The organism is Gracilibacillus sp. JCM 18966 (assembly GCF_055392695.1).
Map to the genome: position 1 here is coordinate 754,473 of NZ_AP043883.1, position 19,464 is coordinate 773,936.

The 19,464-nt window shown below is 36.7% G+C and carries 23 protein-coding genes; 4 read left to right on the plus strand and 19 right to left on the minus strand.

What is annotated here, in order from left to right:
* Positions 1–30 precede the first annotated feature (30 nt).
* From ACZ5N5_RS03390 to ACZ5N5_RS03435, 10 genes are all read right to left on the minus strand, one after another.
* Entirely contained in the window at positions 31–879 is an 849-nt protein-coding gene (locus tag ACZ5N5_RS03390) for a carbohydrate ABC transporter permease (RefSeq protein WP_425454554.1), read from the minus strand.
* Between the two features lie 39 nt (positions 880–918).
* Positions 919–1,794 (minus strand): carbohydrate ABC transporter permease, encoded by an 876-nt coding sequence (locus tag ACZ5N5_RS03395; protein ID WP_054860423.1) that lies wholly within the window; start codon positions 1,792–1,794, stop codon positions 919–921.
* A 265-nt stretch (positions 1,795–2,059) separates the two neighbouring features.
* Entirely contained in the window at positions 2,060–3,337 is a 1,278-nt protein-coding gene (locus ACZ5N5_RS03400; protein WP_464373281.1) for an extracellular solute-binding protein, read from the minus strand.
* Positions 3,338–3,526: 189 nt separating this feature from the next.
* Positions 3,527–4,258, minus strand: a complete 732-nt coding sequence (locus ACZ5N5_RS03405; protein ID WP_054789196.1) for an ABC transporter permease — start codon at positions 4,256–4,258, stop codon at positions 3,527–3,529.
* Positions 4,259–4,969: an ABC transporter permease gene (locus ACZ5N5_RS03410; RefSeq protein ID WP_109982874.1), complete on the minus strand. Its 711-nt coding sequence runs from the start codon at positions 4,967–4,969 to the stop codon at positions 4,259–4,261.
* A complete protein-coding gene (locus tag ACZ5N5_RS03415) occupies positions 4,966–5,877 on the minus strand; it encodes an ABC transporter ATP-binding protein (RefSeq protein WP_464373282.1) in 912 nt (303 codons plus the stop codon). The genes ACZ5N5_RS03410 and ACZ5N5_RS03415 overlap by 4 nt, the downstream gene beginning before the upstream one ends.
* 100 nt (positions 5,878–5,977) lie before the next feature.
* Complete coding sequence (locus tag ACZ5N5_RS03420) at positions 5,978–7,360, minus strand: sensor histidine kinase (RefSeq protein ID WP_277679819.1); 1,383 nt, start codon at positions 7,358–7,360, stop codon at positions 5,978–5,980.
* Positions 7,357–8,025 carry a response regulator transcription factor gene (locus tag ACZ5N5_RS03425; protein WP_277679818.1) on the minus strand — a complete coding sequence of 223 codons (669 nt, stop codon included), beginning with the start codon at positions 8,023–8,025 and terminating at the stop codon, positions 7,357–7,359. Before ACZ5N5_RS03425 ends, ACZ5N5_RS03420 begins: the two co-directional genes overlap by 4 nt.
* A gap of 186 nt (positions 8,026–8,211) precedes the next feature.
* Positions 8,212–8,802: a TetR/AcrR family transcriptional regulator gene (locus tag ACZ5N5_RS03430; RefSeq protein ID WP_109982878.1), complete on the minus strand. Its 591-nt coding sequence runs from the start codon at positions 8,800–8,802 to the stop codon at positions 8,212–8,214.
* 5 nt (positions 8,803–8,807) lie between these two features.
* Positions 8,808–9,557, minus strand: a complete 750-nt coding sequence (locus ACZ5N5_RS03435) for an alpha/beta fold hydrolase (RefSeq protein WP_277679817.1) — start codon at positions 9,555–9,557, stop codon at positions 8,808–8,810.
* 225 nt (positions 9,558–9,782) lie between these two features.
* Between ACZ5N5_RS03435 and ACZ5N5_RS03440 the strand changes: the two genes are divergently transcribed.
* Positions 9,783–10,565 carry an SDR family oxidoreductase gene (locus tag ACZ5N5_RS03440; RefSeq protein WP_054860427.1) on the plus strand — a complete coding sequence of 261 codons (783 nt, stop codon included), beginning with the start codon at positions 9,783–9,785 and terminating at the stop codon, positions 10,563–10,565.
* 78 nt (positions 10,566–10,643) lie between these two features.
* On the opposite strand, the gene ACZ5N5_RS03445 is transcribed toward ACZ5N5_RS03440, so the two are convergent.
* On the minus strand, positions 10,644–11,978 hold the full coding sequence (locus ACZ5N5_RS03445) for a hemolysin family protein (protein ID WP_181397401.1): 1,335 nt from the start codon (positions 11,976–11,978) through the stop codon (positions 10,644–10,646).
* A 103-nt stretch (positions 11,979–12,081) separates the two neighbouring features.
* Positions 12,082–12,534, minus strand: coding sequence for a DinB family protein (locus tag ACZ5N5_RS03450; RefSeq protein ID WP_464373283.1), 453 nt, complete (start codon positions 12,532–12,534; stop codon positions 12,082–12,084).
* A 170-nt stretch (positions 12,535–12,704) separates the two neighbouring features.
* On the opposite strand from ACZ5N5_RS03450, the gene ACZ5N5_RS03455 reads away from it, so the two are divergent.
* Together ACZ5N5_RS03455 and ACZ5N5_RS03460 are read left to right on the plus strand one after the other, a co-directional pair.
* Positions 12,705–12,875 (plus strand): helix-turn-helix transcriptional regulator, encoded by a 171-nt coding sequence (locus ACZ5N5_RS03455; protein ID WP_464373284.1) that lies wholly within the window; start codon positions 12,705–12,707, stop codon positions 12,873–12,875.
* A 464-nt stretch (positions 12,876–13,339) separates the two neighbouring features.
* On the plus strand, positions 13,340–13,597 hold the full coding sequence (locus ACZ5N5_RS03460; RefSeq protein WP_464373285.1) for a hypothetical protein: 258 nt from the start codon (positions 13,340–13,342) through the stop codon (positions 13,595–13,597).
* A 430-nt stretch (positions 13,598–14,027) separates the two neighbouring features.
* Here the strand turns inward: ACZ5N5_RS03460 and ACZ5N5_RS03465 are convergent, their stop codons facing one another.
* The 7 genes from ACZ5N5_RS03465 to ACZ5N5_RS03495 all read right to left on the minus strand — a co-directional run bounded on the left by ACZ5N5_RS03465 (position 14,028) and on the right by ACZ5N5_RS03495 (position 18,763).
* Positions 14,028–14,405 (minus strand): hypothetical protein, encoded by a 378-nt coding sequence (locus ACZ5N5_RS03465; RefSeq protein WP_464373286.1) that lies wholly within the window; start codon positions 14,403–14,405, stop codon positions 14,028–14,030.
* A 403-nt stretch (positions 14,406–14,808) separates the two neighbouring features.
* Complete coding sequence (locus tag ACZ5N5_RS03470; RefSeq protein ID WP_464372419.1) at positions 14,809–16,095, minus strand: IS110 family RNA-guided transposase; 1,287 nt, start codon at positions 16,093–16,095, stop codon at positions 14,809–14,811.
* 131 nt (positions 16,096–16,226) lie between these two features.
* Entirely contained in the window at positions 16,227–16,703 is a 477-nt protein-coding gene (locus tag ACZ5N5_RS03475) for a hypothetical protein (RefSeq protein ID WP_464373287.1), read from the minus strand.
* Positions 16,703–16,894 carry a sigma factor-like helix-turn-helix DNA-binding protein gene (locus tag ACZ5N5_RS03480; protein WP_464373288.1) on the minus strand — a complete coding sequence of 64 codons (192 nt, stop codon included), beginning with the start codon at positions 16,892–16,894 and terminating at the stop codon, positions 16,703–16,705. Before ACZ5N5_RS03480 ends, ACZ5N5_RS03475 begins: the two co-directional genes overlap by 1 nt.
* A complete protein-coding gene (locus ACZ5N5_RS03485) occupies positions 16,887–17,165 on the minus strand; it encodes an RNA polymerase sigma factor (RefSeq protein ID WP_464373742.1) in 279 nt (92 codons plus the stop codon). Before ACZ5N5_RS03485 ends, ACZ5N5_RS03480 begins: the two co-directional genes overlap by 8 nt.
* 244 nt (positions 17,166–17,409) lie before the next feature.
* Complete coding sequence (locus ACZ5N5_RS03490) at positions 17,410–17,847, minus strand: carboxymuconolactone decarboxylase family protein (RefSeq protein ID WP_054788752.1); 438 nt, start codon at positions 17,845–17,847, stop codon at positions 17,410–17,412.
* A gap of 40 nt (positions 17,848–17,887) precedes the next feature.
* Complete coding sequence (locus ACZ5N5_RS03495) at positions 17,888–18,763, minus strand: RNA polymerase sigma-70 factor (protein ID WP_054860430.1); 876 nt, start codon at positions 18,761–18,763, stop codon at positions 17,888–17,890.
* 147 nt (positions 18,764–18,910) lie between these two features.
* Here ACZ5N5_RS03495 and ACZ5N5_RS03500 point away from each other — a divergent pair, with 147 nt between their 5' ends.
* Positions 18,911–19,360 carry a GNAT family N-acetyltransferase gene (locus tag ACZ5N5_RS03500; protein WP_054788749.1) on the plus strand — a complete coding sequence of 150 codons (450 nt, stop codon included), beginning with the start codon at positions 18,911–18,913 and terminating at the stop codon, positions 19,358–19,360.
* Positions 19,361–19,464 lie beyond the last annotated feature (104 nt).

Genomic DNA, 19,464 nt, shown 5'->3' on the forward strand with positions numbered 1-19,464 from the left:
ACCTTTAAACTCTTTTCTACCTATCATACACTATCCTTTTACAGCGCCTGCTGTCATTCCTTTTACAATTTCTTTTTCTAATAACAGGTAAAAGGCGATAATCGGAATCAAGGACATCGTTAAACCTGCCATTTGGGCACCATAGTTTGTCGTAAATTGACCAGCAAAACTAGCTAAACCGAGTGGCAATGTTTGGAGATTAGGGTCATTGATTAAGACTAGTGCAAATGAAAATTCATTCCAATTATAAATAAAATTCAAGATCAGAACTGTAGCTAAGGCAGGACGCGACATTGGTAAAATAATCGACCAAAAGATTCGGAAAATACCACATCCATCCATAATCGCTGACTCTTCAATATCCTTTGGAAATGCCTTCATAAAGCTTGTTAGAATAAAAATCGTAATCGGCAGATGGAAAGCGATATATGGAAATATTAGCGTAATCGGTGTATTTAATAATCCGATATTACGCATTAGGATAAACATTGGTACTAATGTTGCATGGATAGGGATCAGCATACCAAATATAAAAAAGGTGTAGACGGCTTTGTTTAATTTAAAGGTAAACCTAGACAAAAAATAAGAGGTAACTGCACCGATTAAAACGGTTAAAAACGTTGCTGTTAAACAAATAAAAATACTATTAGAGAATAGTGTTCCTAGATTTGCCGTTTCCCAAGCACTGATATAATTTTCTATGACAAATTCTTTCGGAAAGCCGAATTGATTATTTGCAAACTCCTGCTCGGATTTAAATGAGTTAATCACCATCCATAGAATAGGATAGGCATTTACAAGTGCGAAGATGATGAGCACAACGTAAATCAGCGTTTTTTTCACCGGAAATTTTTTATGTTGATATGCTTTGTTTTCGATCGATTTTTCGTATGTGGACTGCAATAGGTCTCCTCCTCTCTATATCATCTTTTTTCCTAAAAGTTTGGTTACCGTATAGATTAAAATAAGGCTGAAGAAGAAAATAATGACTGATACTGCACTTCCATAGCCATATTGTAATTGATTAAATGTTTCATTAAACATATACAATGCCATTACATCTGTCGAATGGGCTGGTCCGCCATTTGTCATGACATAGATAAGATCAAATGTCTTTAAGCTTCCAGAGATACAAAGAATTACAGCAACAATAATGGTATCCCAAATCATAGGAATCGTAATGCTCCAGGTGGTTTTCCATTCGGAGGCTCCATCGATTCTAGCAGCTTCCAATACTTCTTCTGGGACATTTTGTAAGGCGGCTAGAAAAATGATTAAATACAGCCCAACAAACTGCCAAATGACAGTTACCAATACGGCAATCATGGACCATTTAGAATCACCGAGCCAATTCTGTGCTAAGAAATCTAGCCCAATCGTTCGCAATAATTCATTAATTAAACCATTTTCCGAATTATAGATTAAGCTCCATGTTATCGAAATAACGACCGTTGATAACACAACAGGTAAAAAACCGATCGTCCGGAATAGCTTCAATCCTTTTATTTTTCTGTTGAGTAATAATGCAATGAACAACGCAATGGGTACTTGACCCAAAACGGAAGCTAAGACAACATAAATATTATTTTTCAAGGAATTCCAAAATAGTGGATCTTGGAACAATGCTTTAAAATTATCAAGGCCAACATATTGCATCGCTGAAAAGCCATCCCACTCCATTAATGAATAATAAAAGGATTGAAGAATTGGTAAGATTGCAAAGATAAGATAGATGATCAATGCTGGTAAGATCCCCACCGTTATTGCTATTGTTTTATTTCTAGTTGCATGCATCCGCTCACCTCCATTAGGGGCTGGGACGAAAGAATAATATAGGAAGAAAAACCCGACCATTATTTTTTCTGCACAAAAACCGCTCCGTCAAAATACTCCGCTTTCCGTGGGCACGGCTTCAGCTAACTTTGCAAAGAAAACCGCTTTGCAAAGTGGATCTTCAGCTCGTGCTGTTCCCACTGGAGTCTCCGTATTTTGACTACGCTCAGTCAGAATTTTGTTCGGATTCTCATGCTCCTTTTTCGTTATGTCCCAGCAACCATATTTATTTGCCTTCATTTTCAGCTTGCATCTCTTTCGCAAGCTCTTCTGGTGTCATTTCACCTAAAGTAATGGACTGTAGCCCATTATTAATTAAATCGGTCAACTCCGGAGTTAAGGTAGCATCATAAACAGGAGCTAATCCCCCTTGTGCCAGATTATTCGCTTCCTGAAATACTTGAGGAATTTCATCACCCATTTCAAGATCTGCAGGAACAATAATATTTGCCTCTAGTAACTGTTGATACATCTCTTCACTATAAAAAAACTTTAAAAATTTGAATGCCGCTTCTCTTTCTTCCTCACTTAAATCACTGTTTAGTGCAATACCTCCACCTGCAACACCTGCAATTTTCGCTGGATCTCCTTCTCCACCTTCAAAGCTTGGAAATGGAGCAACACCAATATTCTCAATATTTTCGGCACTTTCTAATATCGGGCCAATTGCCCATGATCCTGCAAAGTGCATAGCAGCATTACCACTTATAAAGTTATTGCGAGCCTGTGCTTCATCCAGTGTATTCATATCCTCGTTGAATGCTTTTATTTCCGTAAGCTCTTGGATGATAGACAATGATTGAACGAATTGTTCATTTTCAAACGTTCCTTCACCGTTTAAAGCTTGAGGTAAAAAATCACTTCCAGTAAATCGATCAGCAATGGTCGAAATATATACGGATTGCAATGGCCAAATCGCTTTATTCCCTAGTGAAATAGGGGTGATATCCTTTTCATTTAATGCTTGGATTAAACCCTTTAAATCTTTATAGCTTTCCGGGAATGTGTCAAAACCTGCCTGTGCGATCATTTCTTTATTATAGAAGATCAAACTCGTTTCACTTATATTTCCTGGTATGGCATACTGATTGCCATCCACAGCATAATCCTTCATAATCCCTTCTGGAATTGTGTCTTTCCAATTATCGATAATATCATTTAAAGGTAGGAGCGCATCCCCTTCCACTAATGGTTGTATTCTTGCTCCTGGCCAAACACGGAACATGTCAGGCAATTGTTTACCCGCTGCTTGTGTACGAAGCTTTGTCTCGTACTGGTCATGTGGAATGGCTTCAATGATCACCTCAATATCTTCATTCTCTTCATTAAATTTCTCGACCATACTTTTATAGGCATTATTCTCTGGTCGATCCTCTGTCCAATCATTCCAAAGTGTTAATTCAATCACATCACTACCTGAGGTTTCTTCATTATTACTCCCTCCACATGCTACTAAGCCTAATAAAAATGCTGTACTAAATATCATAATGGCAAGCTTTCTCATTATTACCCCTCCTCTTTTTCTAAACGCCTACACAGATTGTAACTGCTTACAAATAAGTTGAATATCCTAGTAATTTATAAAAATATCCGAAAATTTATCCATCTTAATAGAACAAACCGCAAAAAGCCTTACTCATACTATTGTATCAGTAAGGCAAATTTTATTTTAATTTGATTTATTAATTATAATTTATACGGCCTTTCTTTGAAAATAAATATATCCACATAGGAAGAATAAAACAAAGCTACCACCCACAACGAGTAACAATTGATCCCACGGGATAAAGAACACATCCCCTTCCTTTCCACCTATATACATCATCATAAATGGTTGTCCCCATGGATAATATGGTCCATATGTTTCTGAATTAATAGCTAGTATTGTCGGCAAAGTAAAAATAACATTCACCGCAAAGGGAGCAGCAAAGCTCTTGAATAACATAGACATCCAAAGCTGTAAGGCAACTAAAGGCAATGTCGCTACCCAACCACCAAAAATACTCTTCCAGACAATATCAATAGGAAATGGAGTGGTAAAGCCTTTTATCATCCCTACTGTATAGACACTAGCAAGATATAATAACTGAATCACCATGACTAAGAGCATCACGAGAGCATATTTGCTGATAAACACTTTTCCTCTTGTAACAGGCATGGCGAGAAGCTGCTTCCAGCCACCTGCTTGGTGCTCATATCGGCAAATAACGCTTGCCAGCACGCCTGTTATGAGAGGTAAAAATAATAATGCATAGGTGAAATTCATGCCCATTAAGGCGATATACCAATCATTTGCTACACCTTCCATCAGGTCCATATTATAGGTTAAACCAATAAAAAGTCCAATGAGTGGACCGACAAAAATAATTGGCAAGATTTTAGATTTTCGTAATTTTAACCATTCCGAGCGTAATATTCCAACCATTTATTTGACATCCCTTCTTGCAAAATCTAACATACCAGCAATATACAATAAAAAGCCAACTCCGAGTCCGAGGAGTACGTTGATAATGGGATCTCCCCATTCATTTCTCAATGTTGGCCATTTCCATATCATCCAATCGGGTAAGACATAGGCAGAATAAGCGAAAATTACCCCCATAATACCTGTTGTGATGGGAATACCTTGATTTTTACTAACCGTAGCAATCCAAAGCTGTAGTGCTAGTACAGGTAAGGCTGCAACAACAGGATATAGACTTAATGTTAATATGGAGTTGTATGGTATATCACTCCCTAAACCAAGAAACAGACCAAAGCCAAATGTGAAAACCATGAGAAGTAGTGAGGAAACAACTAACAAAAAGGCTAGTACAGTGAATTTGGCTAAGTATACACTCCATTTCGAAACAGGGAGGGCAATTAATTGCTTCCAGGCGTTTGTTTCACTCTCAATACTTGTTAAAAAAGAAGTGAGGATCGCAATCCCTAACACGATGGCTAATGGAGTAAAGGAACTGACATTTGCTAAATAGTACTGCCAGTCATTTTCGCTCTGCTGGAGGAGATAATCCTTCCTCACTCCATAGTTGACCATTTGTAATGCAATGACTCCGAAAGGACCTAAAAAGGTTAAGAACCAAAATCCTTTCCGTTTAATTTTTAAAAACTCCACACTTAGCAACTTTTTTATCATCCAGCTTGCTCCTCCCTCGTCATTTGCAGGAAGATCTCCTCAAGTGATCTCTTTTCTTCTTCCACACGATAGATGGCGATGTCCTTTTGAACGAGGAAACGAATTGCTTCTGCCACTTTTTCATCGGTATGCTCGGTTAAGTAAATGATTTCGTCCTGGTAATCTACCTTTACTCCCTTTGCAAGTAAATATTGCCATGCCGCTTTACTATTACTTACTTTTAACGAAATCTTTTGTTTGGCAAACCTTCGCATTGCTTCAATCGAATCCTGAAAAATCATTCTCCCTTTTGTTACAATTCCCACCGTTGTCGCCATTTGATCAATTTCAGATAATAAGTGACTAGAGATAAGGACAGTCATTCCATGCTCTTCTGGCAATCGTTTGATTAGGTCACGAATTTCAATAATCCCTGATGGATCAAGACCGTTTGTTGGTTCATCTAGAATTAATAATTCTGGATAATTTAATAATGCTGCAGCAATCCCCAAACGCTGCTTCATTCCAAGTGAGAAGCCTTTTACTTTTTTATTGGCTACATCTGATAAGCGAACAATTCCAAGCACTTCCTTTATTCTAGATTTTGGTGTACCTAGTATTTTCCGCCATACTTCTAAATTTTCATAGGCTGTTAGATGAGGATAATAGGATGGATTCTCTACTAAGGAACCGACTTTTGACAAGATACTCATTCGACCCTTGTTCAGATCCTTCTGAAAAACTTGTATAGAGCCAGAGGTTGGCTTCATTAGTCCTAACAGCATCCGAATCGTTGTCGTTTTTCCTGCTCCGTTTGGTCCTAGAAATCCATAGACCTCTCCTTTTGGTATCTTCATATCCAGACCTTCCACTGCCATTTCTTTTCCAAATTTTTTGGTTAATTTTTTCGTCTCTACGATATATTCCATTTTTACTCACCTCTCTTTCTATGATAGACAGTCTAGGTTAAATTCTAGTAGGGGCTTTGTTTAAATTTTGTTTAAATAAAAATAGTGGGAAGAACTAGATTTAGCTCTTCCCACTATATAGTCGATCATTTATAATTTTCACCGTTGTTCCTTGCTCATTTGTGTCCATTGTCCAATCCAATTCCATTCCTTTTACCATTTTATCTACGATGGATAAACCTATTCCTGCACCCTTTTGATCAGAGTCTACTTTTAATCCGTGACCATGATCGGAAATGACCACTGCATCATAGTTAGCAACAGATTCTATCTTTATTTCAACATATTTACCACTGCTTGCATGACGTAATACATTTTGTAAAAGGTTGTCATAAATTCGAGTTAACCAGTTTGGATCTACATGCCATGTGTGATCCATCCCTTCATCGATATCGACATGGACATGAAATCCTGCTTTTTCAAAGACTGGGTACCAGGAGGCTATACACTCTCTTGTAAAACGGGCGATATCTACTTCCTTGTATTCTAATTTGTATTTACTTGCCATTAAAAGCGTGTAAGACATTAGATTCTCAATAAGACGATCTATATTGTCCACAGAGGATGCTAATGTTCGAAGGGCATCCTGTGTAGTTGCCGGCAAATCCTGCTTGGTTAGTTTATAGGTTTGTGCATTGATTTTGGTTAAAGGGGTTCTTAAATCATGAGATAAATTGGCGATTAATTCCCTTCTTAACTCTTCCTCCTCTTGCTCTCGCTCCTTGCTATCCCTTAATTCGTCTACCATTTGGTTAAAAGTCTGTTCAAGATGACCGATCTCATCCTTTTTCTTCACATCAATCTTAATTGGTAGTCCGTCCACATCACGTATTTCCATTGCCTCTTGCAAATATAATAATCGCTTACGAATACCGCGAAAGAATAAAAAAGAGATGAAAATAAATAGAAGGATAATTACTATCATCCCAACAAATATAATCGAACCGAACTTATCATACACCTTTTCTACTGGTGTACTAAAGTTCTCTCTTGGCATTTCAAACACAACGAGTCCATTCGCTTCACTGCCACCTGCAAATGCAATCACAGTAAATGGATTTCCATCATAACGATCCTTAATAAATTTTGCCGTATACGCTGCAGTCCATTGTTCTGGAAGCTTTTTGTCGACATGGAACTGTTCTTTTAGAATACCATTACCATCCACCCAGAACATGGCCGCTTCTGGAAATTGCTCTCCCCACTTCTGAAAATAATCGTTTATTTGTTTATCGGTAATGGCATCTAGCTGATTTGTTTCTTCATGCCACTTTTCTTCAATCCATTCAAAATCGTATTCTTCCCGAGCATCATTCTTTTCAAAGCTATCTGCTACACCTGCAATAAAGATAGCAATAAATAAATATCCAATCTGAACAATCGATATGGCTAACACAATAAGGAGCATGTATTTTGCTAAAAGAGATTGAAAAAACTTCCTCATACCTTCACCCGATAGCCGATGCCTCGAATGGTTTCAATAATCCTTGGCTTAGCCGGATCCTGCTCCATTTTTTCGCGCAAATAACGAATGTGTACCATTAGCGTTTTGTCCCCATCTATGTAAGGCTCCCCCCATACACCTTCATAAAGCTGCTCCTTTGTTAGAATTTGATTGAGATGACGAATAAAAAATTGAAATAAATGATATTGTTTGCCTGTTAGCTTGATTTCCTCACCTGTCTTCTTATTCATAATCATCATCGTTTTCACCTGAATGCTCAAATGTCCTATCTCAATCGTATCTTCACTTTTTTGGAATCGTCTTAACAGAACCTCTACTCTTGCAGCGAGCTCTTCTGGATGAAATGGCTTGGTTAAATAATCATCCGCAAAACTTAGCCCTTCGATTTTGTCCTCCACTGCAGATCGTGCAGATAACATGAGGATTGGTAAATCCTTTATCTCTTTTTTGATACGCTTCCCTATAGAAAAACCGTCCAGCCCTGGCAACATAATATCAAGGATTGCCATATCTATATTCGATAAATAGGATTCTAAATTTTCTCCAGACCGAAGCCATGTCACGTCATGCCCCTTTTCCGTCAACGCTTCTGTTACCCAGCTCCCAATTTCCTTCTCGTCTTCTATGTATAAAACTCGTGCCATTAGTGCCCTCCTTTTTTCTAGATATATTTTGCTATAAGATACCACCTATTTTCTCTTGTCACAAGCACTAAATGATCGCTTTTTTGTCTAGCTTTGGGAGAATAAGGACATTTCTAACATGGATTCTGCTTGAAATGTCCTTTACTTTTTGGGATGAGCGACTTTTGGGATTCAATTGTAGTGATTTTAATGTTTTTCACAAAATTCGCTGAACATCTGATCCTTTACTTCATCAATCGGAAACTGATCAGGGTATGTCGATATCATTAGCATGATTCCTTGAAGGGTGGAAGAAAAATATAAGGAACGTTTTCTCGGGGCTTCCACTCCTATTTTTTTAAATATTTCACATTGTAGTTCAAACTGCCTTGCATTTTCTTCTACAATCCGTTTACTGTATTGAAACAATTCTTGATCTGCCTCTGGCTGTGTTTGTAAATGCAGATAAAATCGGAACTCTTCTGGCTTTTCGTACACATTATCGACGGCCGAGTTAATAATATAGGCTAGCTGATCAAAAGGAGTAGTTTGGGCAATCGCAGTTTCCATCACCTCTGTTAATGCTTGGATTCTTAGATCCACCATCGTAGCAAGTAGCTCTTCTTTTCCTTTAAAATAATTATAAAGCAATCCTTTTGAAATATTTGCCTCTTTCGCAACATCGTTAATAGAGGTTGCGTGATATCCCTGTCTTATAAACAAATGCATGGCAGCACTTCTAATATTTTCTTTTGCTAATTGTCGAATACGTTCATTTTCCTCTGGTGTTCTTGGCATTTTATTTATCTCTCCATAAATTTAGTCATTTGCTGATAAAGCTTGTGAGGATGTGTTAGTGTAAGCATATGGTCTGCTCCAGAAATGGAAATGATTTGAGCATTCGTGCATTCACGAAAGTACTCTTTGACACGCAAGTTATCGGCGGACTCTTCCGTGCCAATTAAAAATAATGTGTCTGGCTTTAATTCTGCTAATCTCTCAAAAGCTGGTGGCTCTGGCCAAATCAACTCAAAGGAAGGCCAGTTAAAGGTTCGTTGTATATGATGACGAAGCATTTTTTCCGTTAATTCTCTTTGGGGACTTGCCTGAACCACTCGGTATAATGGTGCGCTCTGCGAAACCTCTATCATTTGATCAATATCAGGAGCCGCAGCTGTGATACTATTCATATATTCTATAAATTGATCGGAATAAGGAAAACCGGTTAATGCTGGGGCTAACAAAATTAGCTTATCTACTCTTTCAGGATACTCTAAAGCGAAGTCTGTTGCAATCTGTCCCCCCATGGAACGACCGACAACGGTTGCTTTTTTAATTTCCAGATGGTCTAGAAGCGATTTTACATCTTCTACACAACTGACATCACCTGTTGGATCTGGTGATTTTCCAGCACCACGACCATCGTAAGTAATAGCTTGATACCTTTGCGATAGCAATGGCGCTAGATAGGTCCATTCTCTTAAGTCTGCTCCCCCACTATGAATAAAAACGATTGGCTTTCCATTCCCACTTACTTCATAATACAAATTCATGTTTAAATTCCCTCCTTATTTTTTTATAATTTTATCATTGAATGAACGTTTAGTCAAAAATATTACTAAGTCAAATGACCGTTTACTGGAGCGGTTAGAAAATACTTTGTTCCCAAATGTGACGAGTATCGTCATCCTTTTTGTTGTTTTATTTTATCCTTCTAGTATATATCTTGTAGCTTTTCGTATATTAAGTAATAGTTTTTTAAAAAGGAGCGTAGATGAATGGAACGATTTCAAGATAAAGTAGTGATCATCACTGGTGGAGGATCAGGCTTAGGGCGAGCAGCTGCTCTACAAATGGCAAAGGAAGGAGCCAATTTAGTTCTTGTAGATGTGGATAAAGAAGGTTTGGAAACAAGCAAAAAAGAGATTCTCTCTGCTTCTCCTAATGCAACAATAGAACTCTTTGAAGCTAATGTTGCACATGAATCAGAAGTTAAGCAGTATGTCGAGCATACGATAAACACATTTGGAAAAATTGATGGATTTTTTAATAATGCTGGAATTGAGGGAAAGCAAAACTTAACAGAGGATTATGAAGTGGAGGAATTCCAACGGGTAGTAAAAATTAATTTAGATGGCGTATTTTACGGGATGAAATATGTCCTAAAAGAAATGAAAAGACAAGGATTCGGTTCAATCGTGAATACTGCCTCAGTTGGAGGTATTCGTGGTGTAGGAAACCAATCAGGTTACGCGGCAAGTAAACATGGTGTAGTAGGGTTAACTCGAAATTCAGGTGTTGAGTATGGACAATACGGTGTAAGTATAAAAGCTATTGCTCCAGGTGCCATTATGACACCAATGGTGGAAGGATCACTGAAACAAATAGGTGGGGAAAATTGGGAAGAGGCTGGAAAAGAGTTTGTCAGTGTAAACCCTATGAAACGGTTTGGAAAACCAGAGGAAATTGGATATCTCGTTGCTTTTTTATTATCAAGTCAGGCGGATTTTATCAATGCAGCGGTGATTCCAATCGATGGTGGTCAATCTTATCAATATTAAAAACACTGCGAATGCCTAGTTATGTTTATACTTTCCAACCGTATAAAAAAGGATGGCCAAAAAAGTGCCATCCTCTTTTTACTGTGATTTTTCCTCGAAATCCTCGGTTTGTTCTACTCTAGTGATCAATACTTTATCTACTCGAACATTATCCATATCAATCACTTCTAGGAGAAGATCATTTACGTTTATTGTATCTTTTTCGCTAGGGATATTACCAATCTGATGGGTAATAAATCCACCTAACGTATGGAAATTTTTATGGTTGGTATTCCATAACGGGCCATCTTCTAAATCGAAATATCGAATAAACACATCAATGGAAACAAGACCATCTGCTAACCACGTCGTTTCATCTCTTTCAATAATTTGTGGATCAGGCTCATCCTCTTTTTCAGGCAAGTCACCAACAATGTTTTCTACAATATCATGAAGTGTGATAAAACCTTCGATACCTCCGTATTCATCGATCACTACTGCTTCATGCTGTCCAGTTTGCTTTAATGTCTCTAAAGCCCGGTATACCTTTACTGACTCTGGTAGAATAAGTGTTTCGGTAACGCAATCTGAAAGCTCAAAATGCTCATCTAGGATCATTTTTGAAAAGACATCCTTTGTATGAATAATCCCTTGGAAATTATCTAAGCTTCCTTTCCCTACTGGAAATTTGGAGTAGCGACTTTCATTAATTCTTTTTATGTTATCTTCAAAAGGTGCTTCTATATCTATCCAAACAAGCTGTGTACGGGGTGTTAAAATATCTCCTAAGAGTTTGTCGCCCAGGTAAAATATTTGTTCGACAAGATCCTGCTCGATTTCCTCTACTGTACCACTATATACACCTTGCTCAATTAATTGATTTATTTCTTCTTCCGTTACATCTGGTTCTTTTGTCTGCTTAATTCTCAATAGCTTTAGAACAAATTCAGTTGATTTACTTAAAAACCAAATGATCGGCCGCCCAATTTTTGAAAAAAAGTACATCGGCTTTGCAACAAGACAGGCTACCTTTTCAGGATTTCCCATCCCGATTCGCTTTGGTACTAATTCTCCAATAATTAGCGACAAGTAAGTGGAAAGGCCAACGACTAATGCAAAACTTAATTCATAGCTAAAAGCAGCAAGTGCATCGACTCGTTCTACATATACTGCCAATTGCCCTGCAATAGTAGCACCACCAAAGGCACCTGTTATCACACCGATTAAAGTAATTCCAATTTGAATCGTAGAGAGCAACTGATTAGGGTTTTCGGCTAACTTCAATGCATACCTTGCTCGAGCGTCTCCTTCATCTCTACGTTTTTCTAATCTGTTTTGTTTTGATGTTACAATCGCAATCTCAGTCATAGCAAAAATACCGTTTGCTATAATTAAAATAAGTACAATGACTATCGAAGTAACTATACTGTCCAAAAAAACTTCACCGTTCCTTTGATTATATGAAATTTTAGGGTTTACCTAATACTATAAATTATATCACATTATTGTAGTTTGGAACGGCACGAGTATGTGTATGCTATCTAAAAAATGGCACATCCTTTACACCAACTAATCTTGCATAAATAAACAGTTGTCCTTTATGGTGTATTTCATGATCATACATTGCTAATAGATATTTTTTCTTTGTTCCTTGGAGCTTTGGATGTGTGGCATTATTTTGCATTTCTAATTCTTCCTCTGTTATCGATTGATAGGTTGCTTTCGTTTTTTCTGTAAAGCTGTTGACAGCAGCGCGTACTTCCTCCATTGTTTTGCATTCTGGAATATCTGGTGGAAGAAACTCCTCTGTTTTCACCATGGAAACGAAAACATCATTCCAGCCAGTCACATGAAGAGCTAGTTCCCCTAATTCCATCGCACCCTCCCATGGTTTAAAATGAATAGCTTCATCATCTATTTGCTCTAATAAATTCACCAACACTTGGCGATGTTGAAGCCAGTCCTCCATCATGATTGTCGATTCACTCACTATTCTTCCCCCTCACCTATTTTATAATTTATAAATTCGACGAATGGTCAATTATATCCTCTATAATATACCCTTTTTATTAATGTATAGTAAACTATACATTAATAAGATAAAGCAGGTGAAATAATTGAAAAAAGTCGTAAATAATCGTGTGAAAGAGTTAAGAAAAAATGAAGTATACTCAAAAACAATTAGCAGATGAAATAGGAGTGACAAGACTAACAATCATCTCCATTGAAAAGGGAAGATATGAACCATCTGTTGGAATAGCTTTAAAATTAGCTTGTGTCCTAAATACTAAAGTAGAAAACATTTTTTGGATTGGAGAGGATCACCATTAAAATTAATTATTTGTATCGAATATTATTAAAATTTTGTTTATTTTTAATATTTGCTTTATTTGCCATCAGCAACTATAAATCGATTGTTCCTAACTCTGCTTACATGACATTTGTAGTGCTTAGTATTTTTCAACTTATATCATTTGGTTATGACTTAATCGTTTTTTTAATAGGAAATAAAATAAAGAATGAAATGGATGATGTGGACGAACGGTCTAGAAATCATGCTTATAAAGCGGGATTTGTAACCTTCATTATAAACATGGTGTTTTTATTGCTTTTTATCTTACTCATCATAAACTTTCCATTCATATCATTGCAGCCAGTTGAATATATCACAATTTTAATTGGATTAAATTATATAATATACTATTTAATCAAATTTTATTTAATTTTTAATAAATAGAAATGAGGTGAAAATTGTGAGTAAAGGGGTAAATATAATTTTAAAAACATTTAGTATAGTGTCATTAATTATTTCGGGCAGTTTGTTCTTACTATTCATCAATGCATTTGTCAATATAATTCCTTTAAGAGACCTTATTCAAGGAATACCGATCATTTTGCCTGCCTTTGTTGCACCATTTGGGGTCCTTTTTGGCTTTGTTGGCTACTTAAACATGAGAAATAAACTTGGCTTATATGGAATCCTGTCGAATATTTTTATGTTTTTACTTCCTTTTATTTATGTCATGGGAGGAACGCTTATATTCGGACCATGATTTAGCCAAAAAGAATCGTTCTTAGCATACAGCTTAAACTCCTATTTATATAAGTAGCTATGATAAAATGGATATAAACGAAGAGTTGTTCAGCCTTCAGGATAGGCATAGAGATATTCCTGCGAAAAGGCTCCATCCTTGTTGATTTCATACTGTACTATTCGGACTGATTGTAAGCCGATCATCTAAAGGTGGGTTGAATTCAATTGAAAATAATAGACAAAAGCTTGGAAAATGACCATTTTTTTGAATATGTCGCTTTGACAATATTGTCTTTTTTCGTTTTAAAACGACTCAAAAAAATCGAACAAAAACGTAATGCTCTGAAAAAAGAGATAGACGAAAAGAAATATCAAGTTTGATTAAATTAAATTTTGATGAGTTGAACTGAGGGCGAAGGTTTTGCCTTAACCTGATTAACACATGACTACTAATTATCCAGAATCCCTATGAATGGATCGGGAAAAATTATAATCATTACACATACTAAGAAACATAAACCTAAAATTATCATCATGTACCTTTTTACTTTTTTATTTAACGAATGAACAGGTTGGCGATAAAAGATAGGTATGATTGCCGTTCCTATAATAGTAGAAATCAACATACCGAAGCTTATAATCCCGTATGTCATTCCTTCCCAACCATCATCTACTGCTAATAAGCCATATCCAGTACAAATAATTGCTAACAAAAAGACTAAAATGGGTGGTATGAAAAGAAGCTTTGTTTTATTAATCTTTAAATAGCTGTAAAAAAAGATATTTAATCCTAGAAAAAAACCGAACAAAATATAAACAAATAGCATTCAAGTAACCTCCCTCAATAAATTAATATATCCTTAGAATTTCATCGTTTTCCTTCCAATATCTCTTGATTACTTGAAGTCCATGATAGGCCACTTTACTATTATTTATAAATCATGATAAATATGGAATTCAATCGTCATACTTCTAACAAGGTATCGGATTTATTTTCCATTAAATGGTTATTGGTGTATGATCGCACAATGGATCTCCACTTGCACATGGCGGTGGACCCTCCCACGTCTCTCGGCGTCAATGCGCGTAAATTCCTTCGTTCGACCTGACCATGGTGGAGGCCGGAAATGCTCCTATAGTGGGTCGTTGCCCTGATGGATGTAATAACGACCGGCTTCTCCGTGCTTCAATTGTCAAAAGTTTGGTTGTAAACGTTGGTTCTATTGTTACTTATGCAACTTCCTGTATATTCGAAATCATGGGAATATCCCGAATCATTCGTTCTTCACTGAATGCGCAGTTACGTGTCCCTAATAGGAAAAATATCTTCACGACTTTTCTGCTTAATGCGACAAAGGATTGCTTGCCTGACAGTGGATTATGGGACCGATAGCGATAGTAATGATGCAATTGTTTGAATCCTTCATTGTGTAACGATAAGGGTCTTGCCACTTGATACAATAAGTTTCGCAGTCTTCTACGCCCTCGTTTGGTGATAGTCGTCTGACCCTTGAAATAACCTGATTGATTCAATTTTAAATTTAATCCCGCTAATTTAATGATTTGGCGTGGATCTTGATAATTTGTTAAATCACCAACTTCAGCAAAAAAACCAGCCACGGTAATGGCGCTCACACCTTTGATTGTCATCATCTGATCAGCACCAGGAATATGGAGAACGAGTTCTTTCAGTTGTGCTTCAAGAGCGATTCGTCGTTCTTCCAACGCCTTATACTGATCCAGGAGATAACGGATCTCTTGGCGTCCCATGCGCAAGCCTACTTGTAAGCCCACGCTATGCTTAGCTGCTTCTTTTAAGGCCTGAATTCGTTTGATTCCCACTGCTCGAGTTGCGGCCTGTTTGACTTCCAGAAGTAAGCTTTCTTCGGATGCTGCTCGTATATCTTCTGGCAGATAACCCTTATCTAATAAATGAAGGGCAGCCTTTCCCGTCCAATCTTTAAAGACCGTCAGAAACTCTGGAAAATAGCGATCCAGTGCATTATGCATTTGTGCCTTTATCGACGCGATATCCTCCTGGATCATGTCATAAAGCTTCATGCCTTCCCGCAATTCCGCATACACATCCTCGGGTAACGTTGGTTCGTGGTAACGACCGTCACGCATGACCTGTGCGATGACTTTCGCATCTTTGGTGTCATTTTTCGTTGGAGAATCGTCGTCCATTTCCTTGAACCGTTTTACCTTCATCGGATTAACAACCACCACGGGAATGTCTCGCGCCTTTAAATAATAAGCGAGATTCAGCCAATAGTGGCCAGTCGGTTCCATTCCAATTAACAGATTAGGTCGGTTGTGTTTCTCGGACAGGTTTTGAGCCCATTCTATCAACTCCAGAAAACCTTGATAGGAATTAGTGAACACTAGTCGTTTCACTAAATCTCGCCCACGATCATCTATCGCTCGGGCTACATGTTTGCGTTTGGCCACATCCACCCCAATAATTAAGGTTTGTTCATTGACTTGCGCTATTCGTTTATTTTGTGTAAAATCCATACTAGAAGTCCTCCTTCGGTACTTAATTCGAGGTCATGCATGACACTCTCTATCGTACCAAGGGGGCTTTTTTTATGCATTTCTCAGATTCGGCTATTTTTCCTCAAATTTTCTTATTACAGGAATGCTCCTTAAATTAAATATGATAATAGATGACTACCAAAAATAATAATAATGAGATCAAACATTAAGGAAACCATAAAGATTTTTGTTTTAAAAAAGATAAAAGTGAACAATAATAAAAAAATAACAGACGGGAGATAAAACAAATTAATGCTTGCTTGTAATACATTTTCTATAATAGAAGGATTAGCTCCAGAGGAGTTCGCGTAAAAGATATAATAGAGAATGCCGATTCTCACCATTACCAAAAAGACCAATAGTCCTATATTCAGTTTTCTTAAACTTTTCAAAGGTTTAATGTTGGTTTCACTAGAATTACTATCAATGGTTGGTATTTCGGTTGTTTTAATGTCTGAATATAAATGACTACATTCATCACAAGTGTTTATATGGTTATGAATAATTTCCTTTACTTCATTGTCTAACTCTTCCTCAATAAATATTAATTCTCTAACGAGTAAATGAATTTTTTCTTCCTCTTTCATTATTCATCCACCTCCATTTTGGCCAAACGTTTTTTTATACGAAATATTTTTGATTTAAGTGCTGATGTAGTTAAATTGAAAAGGTGCTCCATTTCTGAATAGCTATATCCGTAATATTCCTTGGCAAGCACAATGGCTTTGTCAGTTGGATTTAATTTCTTCAATAAATCTTCTAACTGTTTATTAACCAATACCTCTCTCTATTGATGTTTGATCAATAAGTAATCGTTCAATTATTTCTTCATCTTTTAGCAGAGTAGGTTTCTTTTTTTTGTAATAATCGAGAAATGCATTTTTAGCACATGTTATTAACCACCTTTTGGTATAGGTCACTTTCAGCATATTTTCAGGGTTAAATAATATACGAGTAAATAAATCTTGAATAATGTCTTCCGCTAAATCTTCGCTTTTGGTTAATCCTATAAAAAAGAAAATTCCGTAAAAACAAATAATTTTCGTTATACATTTTTTCTATGTATTCTAATGGTTTCTTCCGACGCATAGCAAAACCCCTCTACTCTCCCTCTAATATTAAGACGATTAATTCCAAATAATGTTGCGGTTTTTTATTGACTTATAGCAAGATGAGGAGAGGAGAGGAGAATAGAATAAAAAAGATGACCCCTTTTTCGAATAGGAATCATCTTAAGTAGCTTAACCCTTTTTTTCACGCTTGATATAGGTACCAGGTTAACTTCTTATCCATTTATTCCGGCACATTATTATTCGCTATCGATAGTCGGTTCCAGCAGTTAATAGTAATAATTAAAGCAACTAAATCAATATACTGCTTCTCATTAAAGTACTGTCGAATGGTTTGATAAACATCCTCTGGCACTCCGTTTTCTCCAATCTTCGTTACTGCCTCTGTTAATTCTAAAGCCGCTCTTTCTTCCTCTGAATAGAAGTTCGTTTCTTGCCAAGCACTTAAGCAATAGATCCTTTGTTCTGTTTCCCCAAGCTTCCTTGCATCCTTTGTATGCATATTGATACAAAAAGCACAATTGTTCAGCTGGGAGGCACGAATTTTTATTAATTCTATTAGCTTTTCATCAAATCCTGTCTGCTTTTTGTACATTTCTAATTGGCGGATGAGCTTGACTAATTCTGGAGCTACCTCCATATAGTTTATTCTTGGTTTCATCTATCTTCCTCCTTTTTTTGTCTTTCACTTATAAGACAAATTAGAAGGAGTAATTGTGACCTATTTTGTTTAATTTTTCTGGATTCATCACGACATAAATATTTTCAATACCATTTTTCGTATAATGGAATGTCAATATTTTTATTGGTTTACCTTGTCGTCTTTGGAGAATACCAATTTCACCATTTACATGAATCAAGCTTAGCTCACCATCGAAGGTACCTCTTTTATGAATTCCTCGTATATAAGCAGCAACACGGTGCTTGTCATAGATAGGATACATAGCAGAAAGTACTTTACCACCACCATCTGATAACAGGACAACATCTTTCGATAATTGGTCAATGAACGGTTCGAAATTACCACTATCTACTGCTTCTAAGAACAAATTAGCTAACTGGTGTACCTCTTCTTTCGTAGCTTTCGGTGCATTAATATTTTCTTGTAGCTTTCGCTTTGCCCTACTGAATACTTTACGACAGCTTTGTTCAGATCGCCTGAGTATTTCTGCTATACTTTTATAATCATAGGAGAGTATTTCACGTAATAGAAAAACACACCTTTCAAGCTCTGTCAGTTGATGTAGGAGAACAACAAATGCATACGAAATAGATTCTTCCTTTAGCAATTGTTCTAACGGCTCATTTACCATTGTTTCGACAATTGGCTCTGGAAGCCATGGCCCTGGATATACTTCTCGCTTTTTTCTAGCGGATTGTAGAAGATTAAGGCATTTATTTGTCGTCATTTTCGTTAAATATGCTTTTGGATCTTGAAGGGATGAAATGTCCATCTTTTCTAGCTGAACAAAAACATCCTGAACGATATCCTCCGCATCCTTAACAGAACCTAACATTTTATAAGCAACAGAAAATAGGAATGATTTGTATTCTTCATAAAATGTACGATGATCCATCTTCTTACCAGCTTTCCTTTATAATGTGGTTAATCGGTGAACAAAACATAAGATGAGGATTCATTTAAAATCACTATACCATTAGTGTGGATAAAGTTCCATTTACTGCTAGATACGCTAAAATGAAAAGAATACAGAGGTGATAAAATGATTAGAGAATTAGATGAAAAAGAATCATTACCTATGGATTTATTGCTTTTAGCAGATCCATCGGAAAAGCTAGTGACGGAATATGTAAAGAGAGGGAAATGTTTTGTCATGGAAGAGAAAGATTCCATTATTGGTGTCTATGTCCTGCTTCCAACTAGACCAAAAACAATAGAAATCGTAAATGTGGCTGTCGATGAAAGCTTTCAAGCAAAAGGTTATGGTAAAAAGCTTGTTCTTCATGCCATTCAAACCGCAAAGCAAGAGGGCTATAAAACAATCGAGATCGGAACAGGAAACTCAGGTGTTGTTCAATTAGCATTATATCAAAAATGTGGCTTTCGGATAACTTCGGTTGATCGCGATTTTTTCCTTCATCATTATGATGAACCGATCTTTGAAAATGGTATCCAGGTGATTGATATGGTGAGACTATCACAGCAGTTATAAGGTCTTCTATCTGGCTTTAATCCTCTTAGGATTAGAATCCTTATAGGCAGTAATTCGTATAAATTATTTCATTCTCCGTACAATACTGATGTAAAGCTCATGTG

Coding starts and splice junctions, on each gene's coding strand:
- ACZ5N5_RS03470 (WP_464372419.1), bottom strand. CDS start 16,095: ATGGATTTTACACAAAATAAACGAATAGCGCAAGTCAATGAACAAACC.
- ACZ5N5_RS03440 (WP_054860427.1), top strand. CDS start 9,783: ATGGAACGATTTCAAGATAAAGTAGTGATCATCACTGGTGGAGGATCA.
- ACZ5N5_RS03465 (WP_464373286.1), bottom strand. CDS start 14,405: ATGCTATTTGTTTATATTTTGTTCGGTTTTTTTCTAGGATTAAATATC.
- ACZ5N5_RS03425 (WP_277679818.1), bottom strand. CDS start 8,025: ATGGCACGAGTTTTATACATAGAAGACGAGAAGGAAATTGGGAGCTGG.
- ACZ5N5_RS03400 (WP_464373281.1), bottom strand. CDS start 3,337: ATGAGAAAGCTTGCCATTATGATATTTAGTACAGCATTTTTATTAGGC.
- ACZ5N5_RS03475 (WP_464373287.1), bottom strand. CDS start 16,703: ATGAAAGAGGAAGAAAAAATTCATTTACTCGTTAGAGAATTAATATTT.
- ACZ5N5_RS03500 (WP_054788749.1), top strand. CDS start 18,911: ATGATTAGAGAATTAGATGAAAAAGAATCATTACCTATGGATTTATTG.
- ACZ5N5_RS03405 (WP_054789196.1), bottom strand. CDS start 4,258: ATGGTTGGAATATTACGCTCGGAATGGTTAAAATTACGAAAATCTAAA.
- ACZ5N5_RS03455 (WP_464373284.1), top strand. CDS start 12,705: ATGAAGTATACTCAAAAACAATTAGCAGATGAAATAGGAGTGACAAGA.
- ACZ5N5_RS03395 (WP_054860423.1), bottom strand. CDS start 1,794: ATGCATGCAACTAGAAATAAAACAATAGCAATAACGGTGGGGATCTTA.
- ACZ5N5_RS03495 (WP_054860430.1), bottom strand. CDS start 18,763: ATGGATCATCGTACATTTTATGAAGAATACAAATCATTCCTATTTTCT.
- ACZ5N5_RS03490 (WP_054788752.1), bottom strand. CDS start 17,847: ATGAAACCAAGAATAAACTATATGGAGGTAGCTCCAGAATTAGTCAAG.
- ACZ5N5_RS03415 (WP_464373282.1), bottom strand. CDS start 5,877: ATGGAATATATCGTAGAGACGAAAAAATTAACCAAAAAATTTGGAAAA.
- ACZ5N5_RS03435 (WP_277679817.1), bottom strand. CDS start 9,557: ATGAATTTGTATTATGAAGTAAGTGGGAATGGAAAGCCAATCGTTTTT.
- ACZ5N5_RS03420 (WP_277679819.1), bottom strand. CDS start 7,360: ATGAGGAAGTTTTTTCAATCTCTTTTAGCAAAATACATGCTCCTTATT.
- ACZ5N5_RS03430 (WP_109982878.1), bottom strand. CDS start 8,802: ATGCCAAGAACACCAGAGGAAAATGAACGTATTCGACAATTAGCAAAA.
- ACZ5N5_RS03410 (WP_109982874.1), bottom strand. CDS start 4,969: ATGATAAAAAAGTTGCTAAGTGTGGAGTTTTTAAAAATTAAACGGAAA.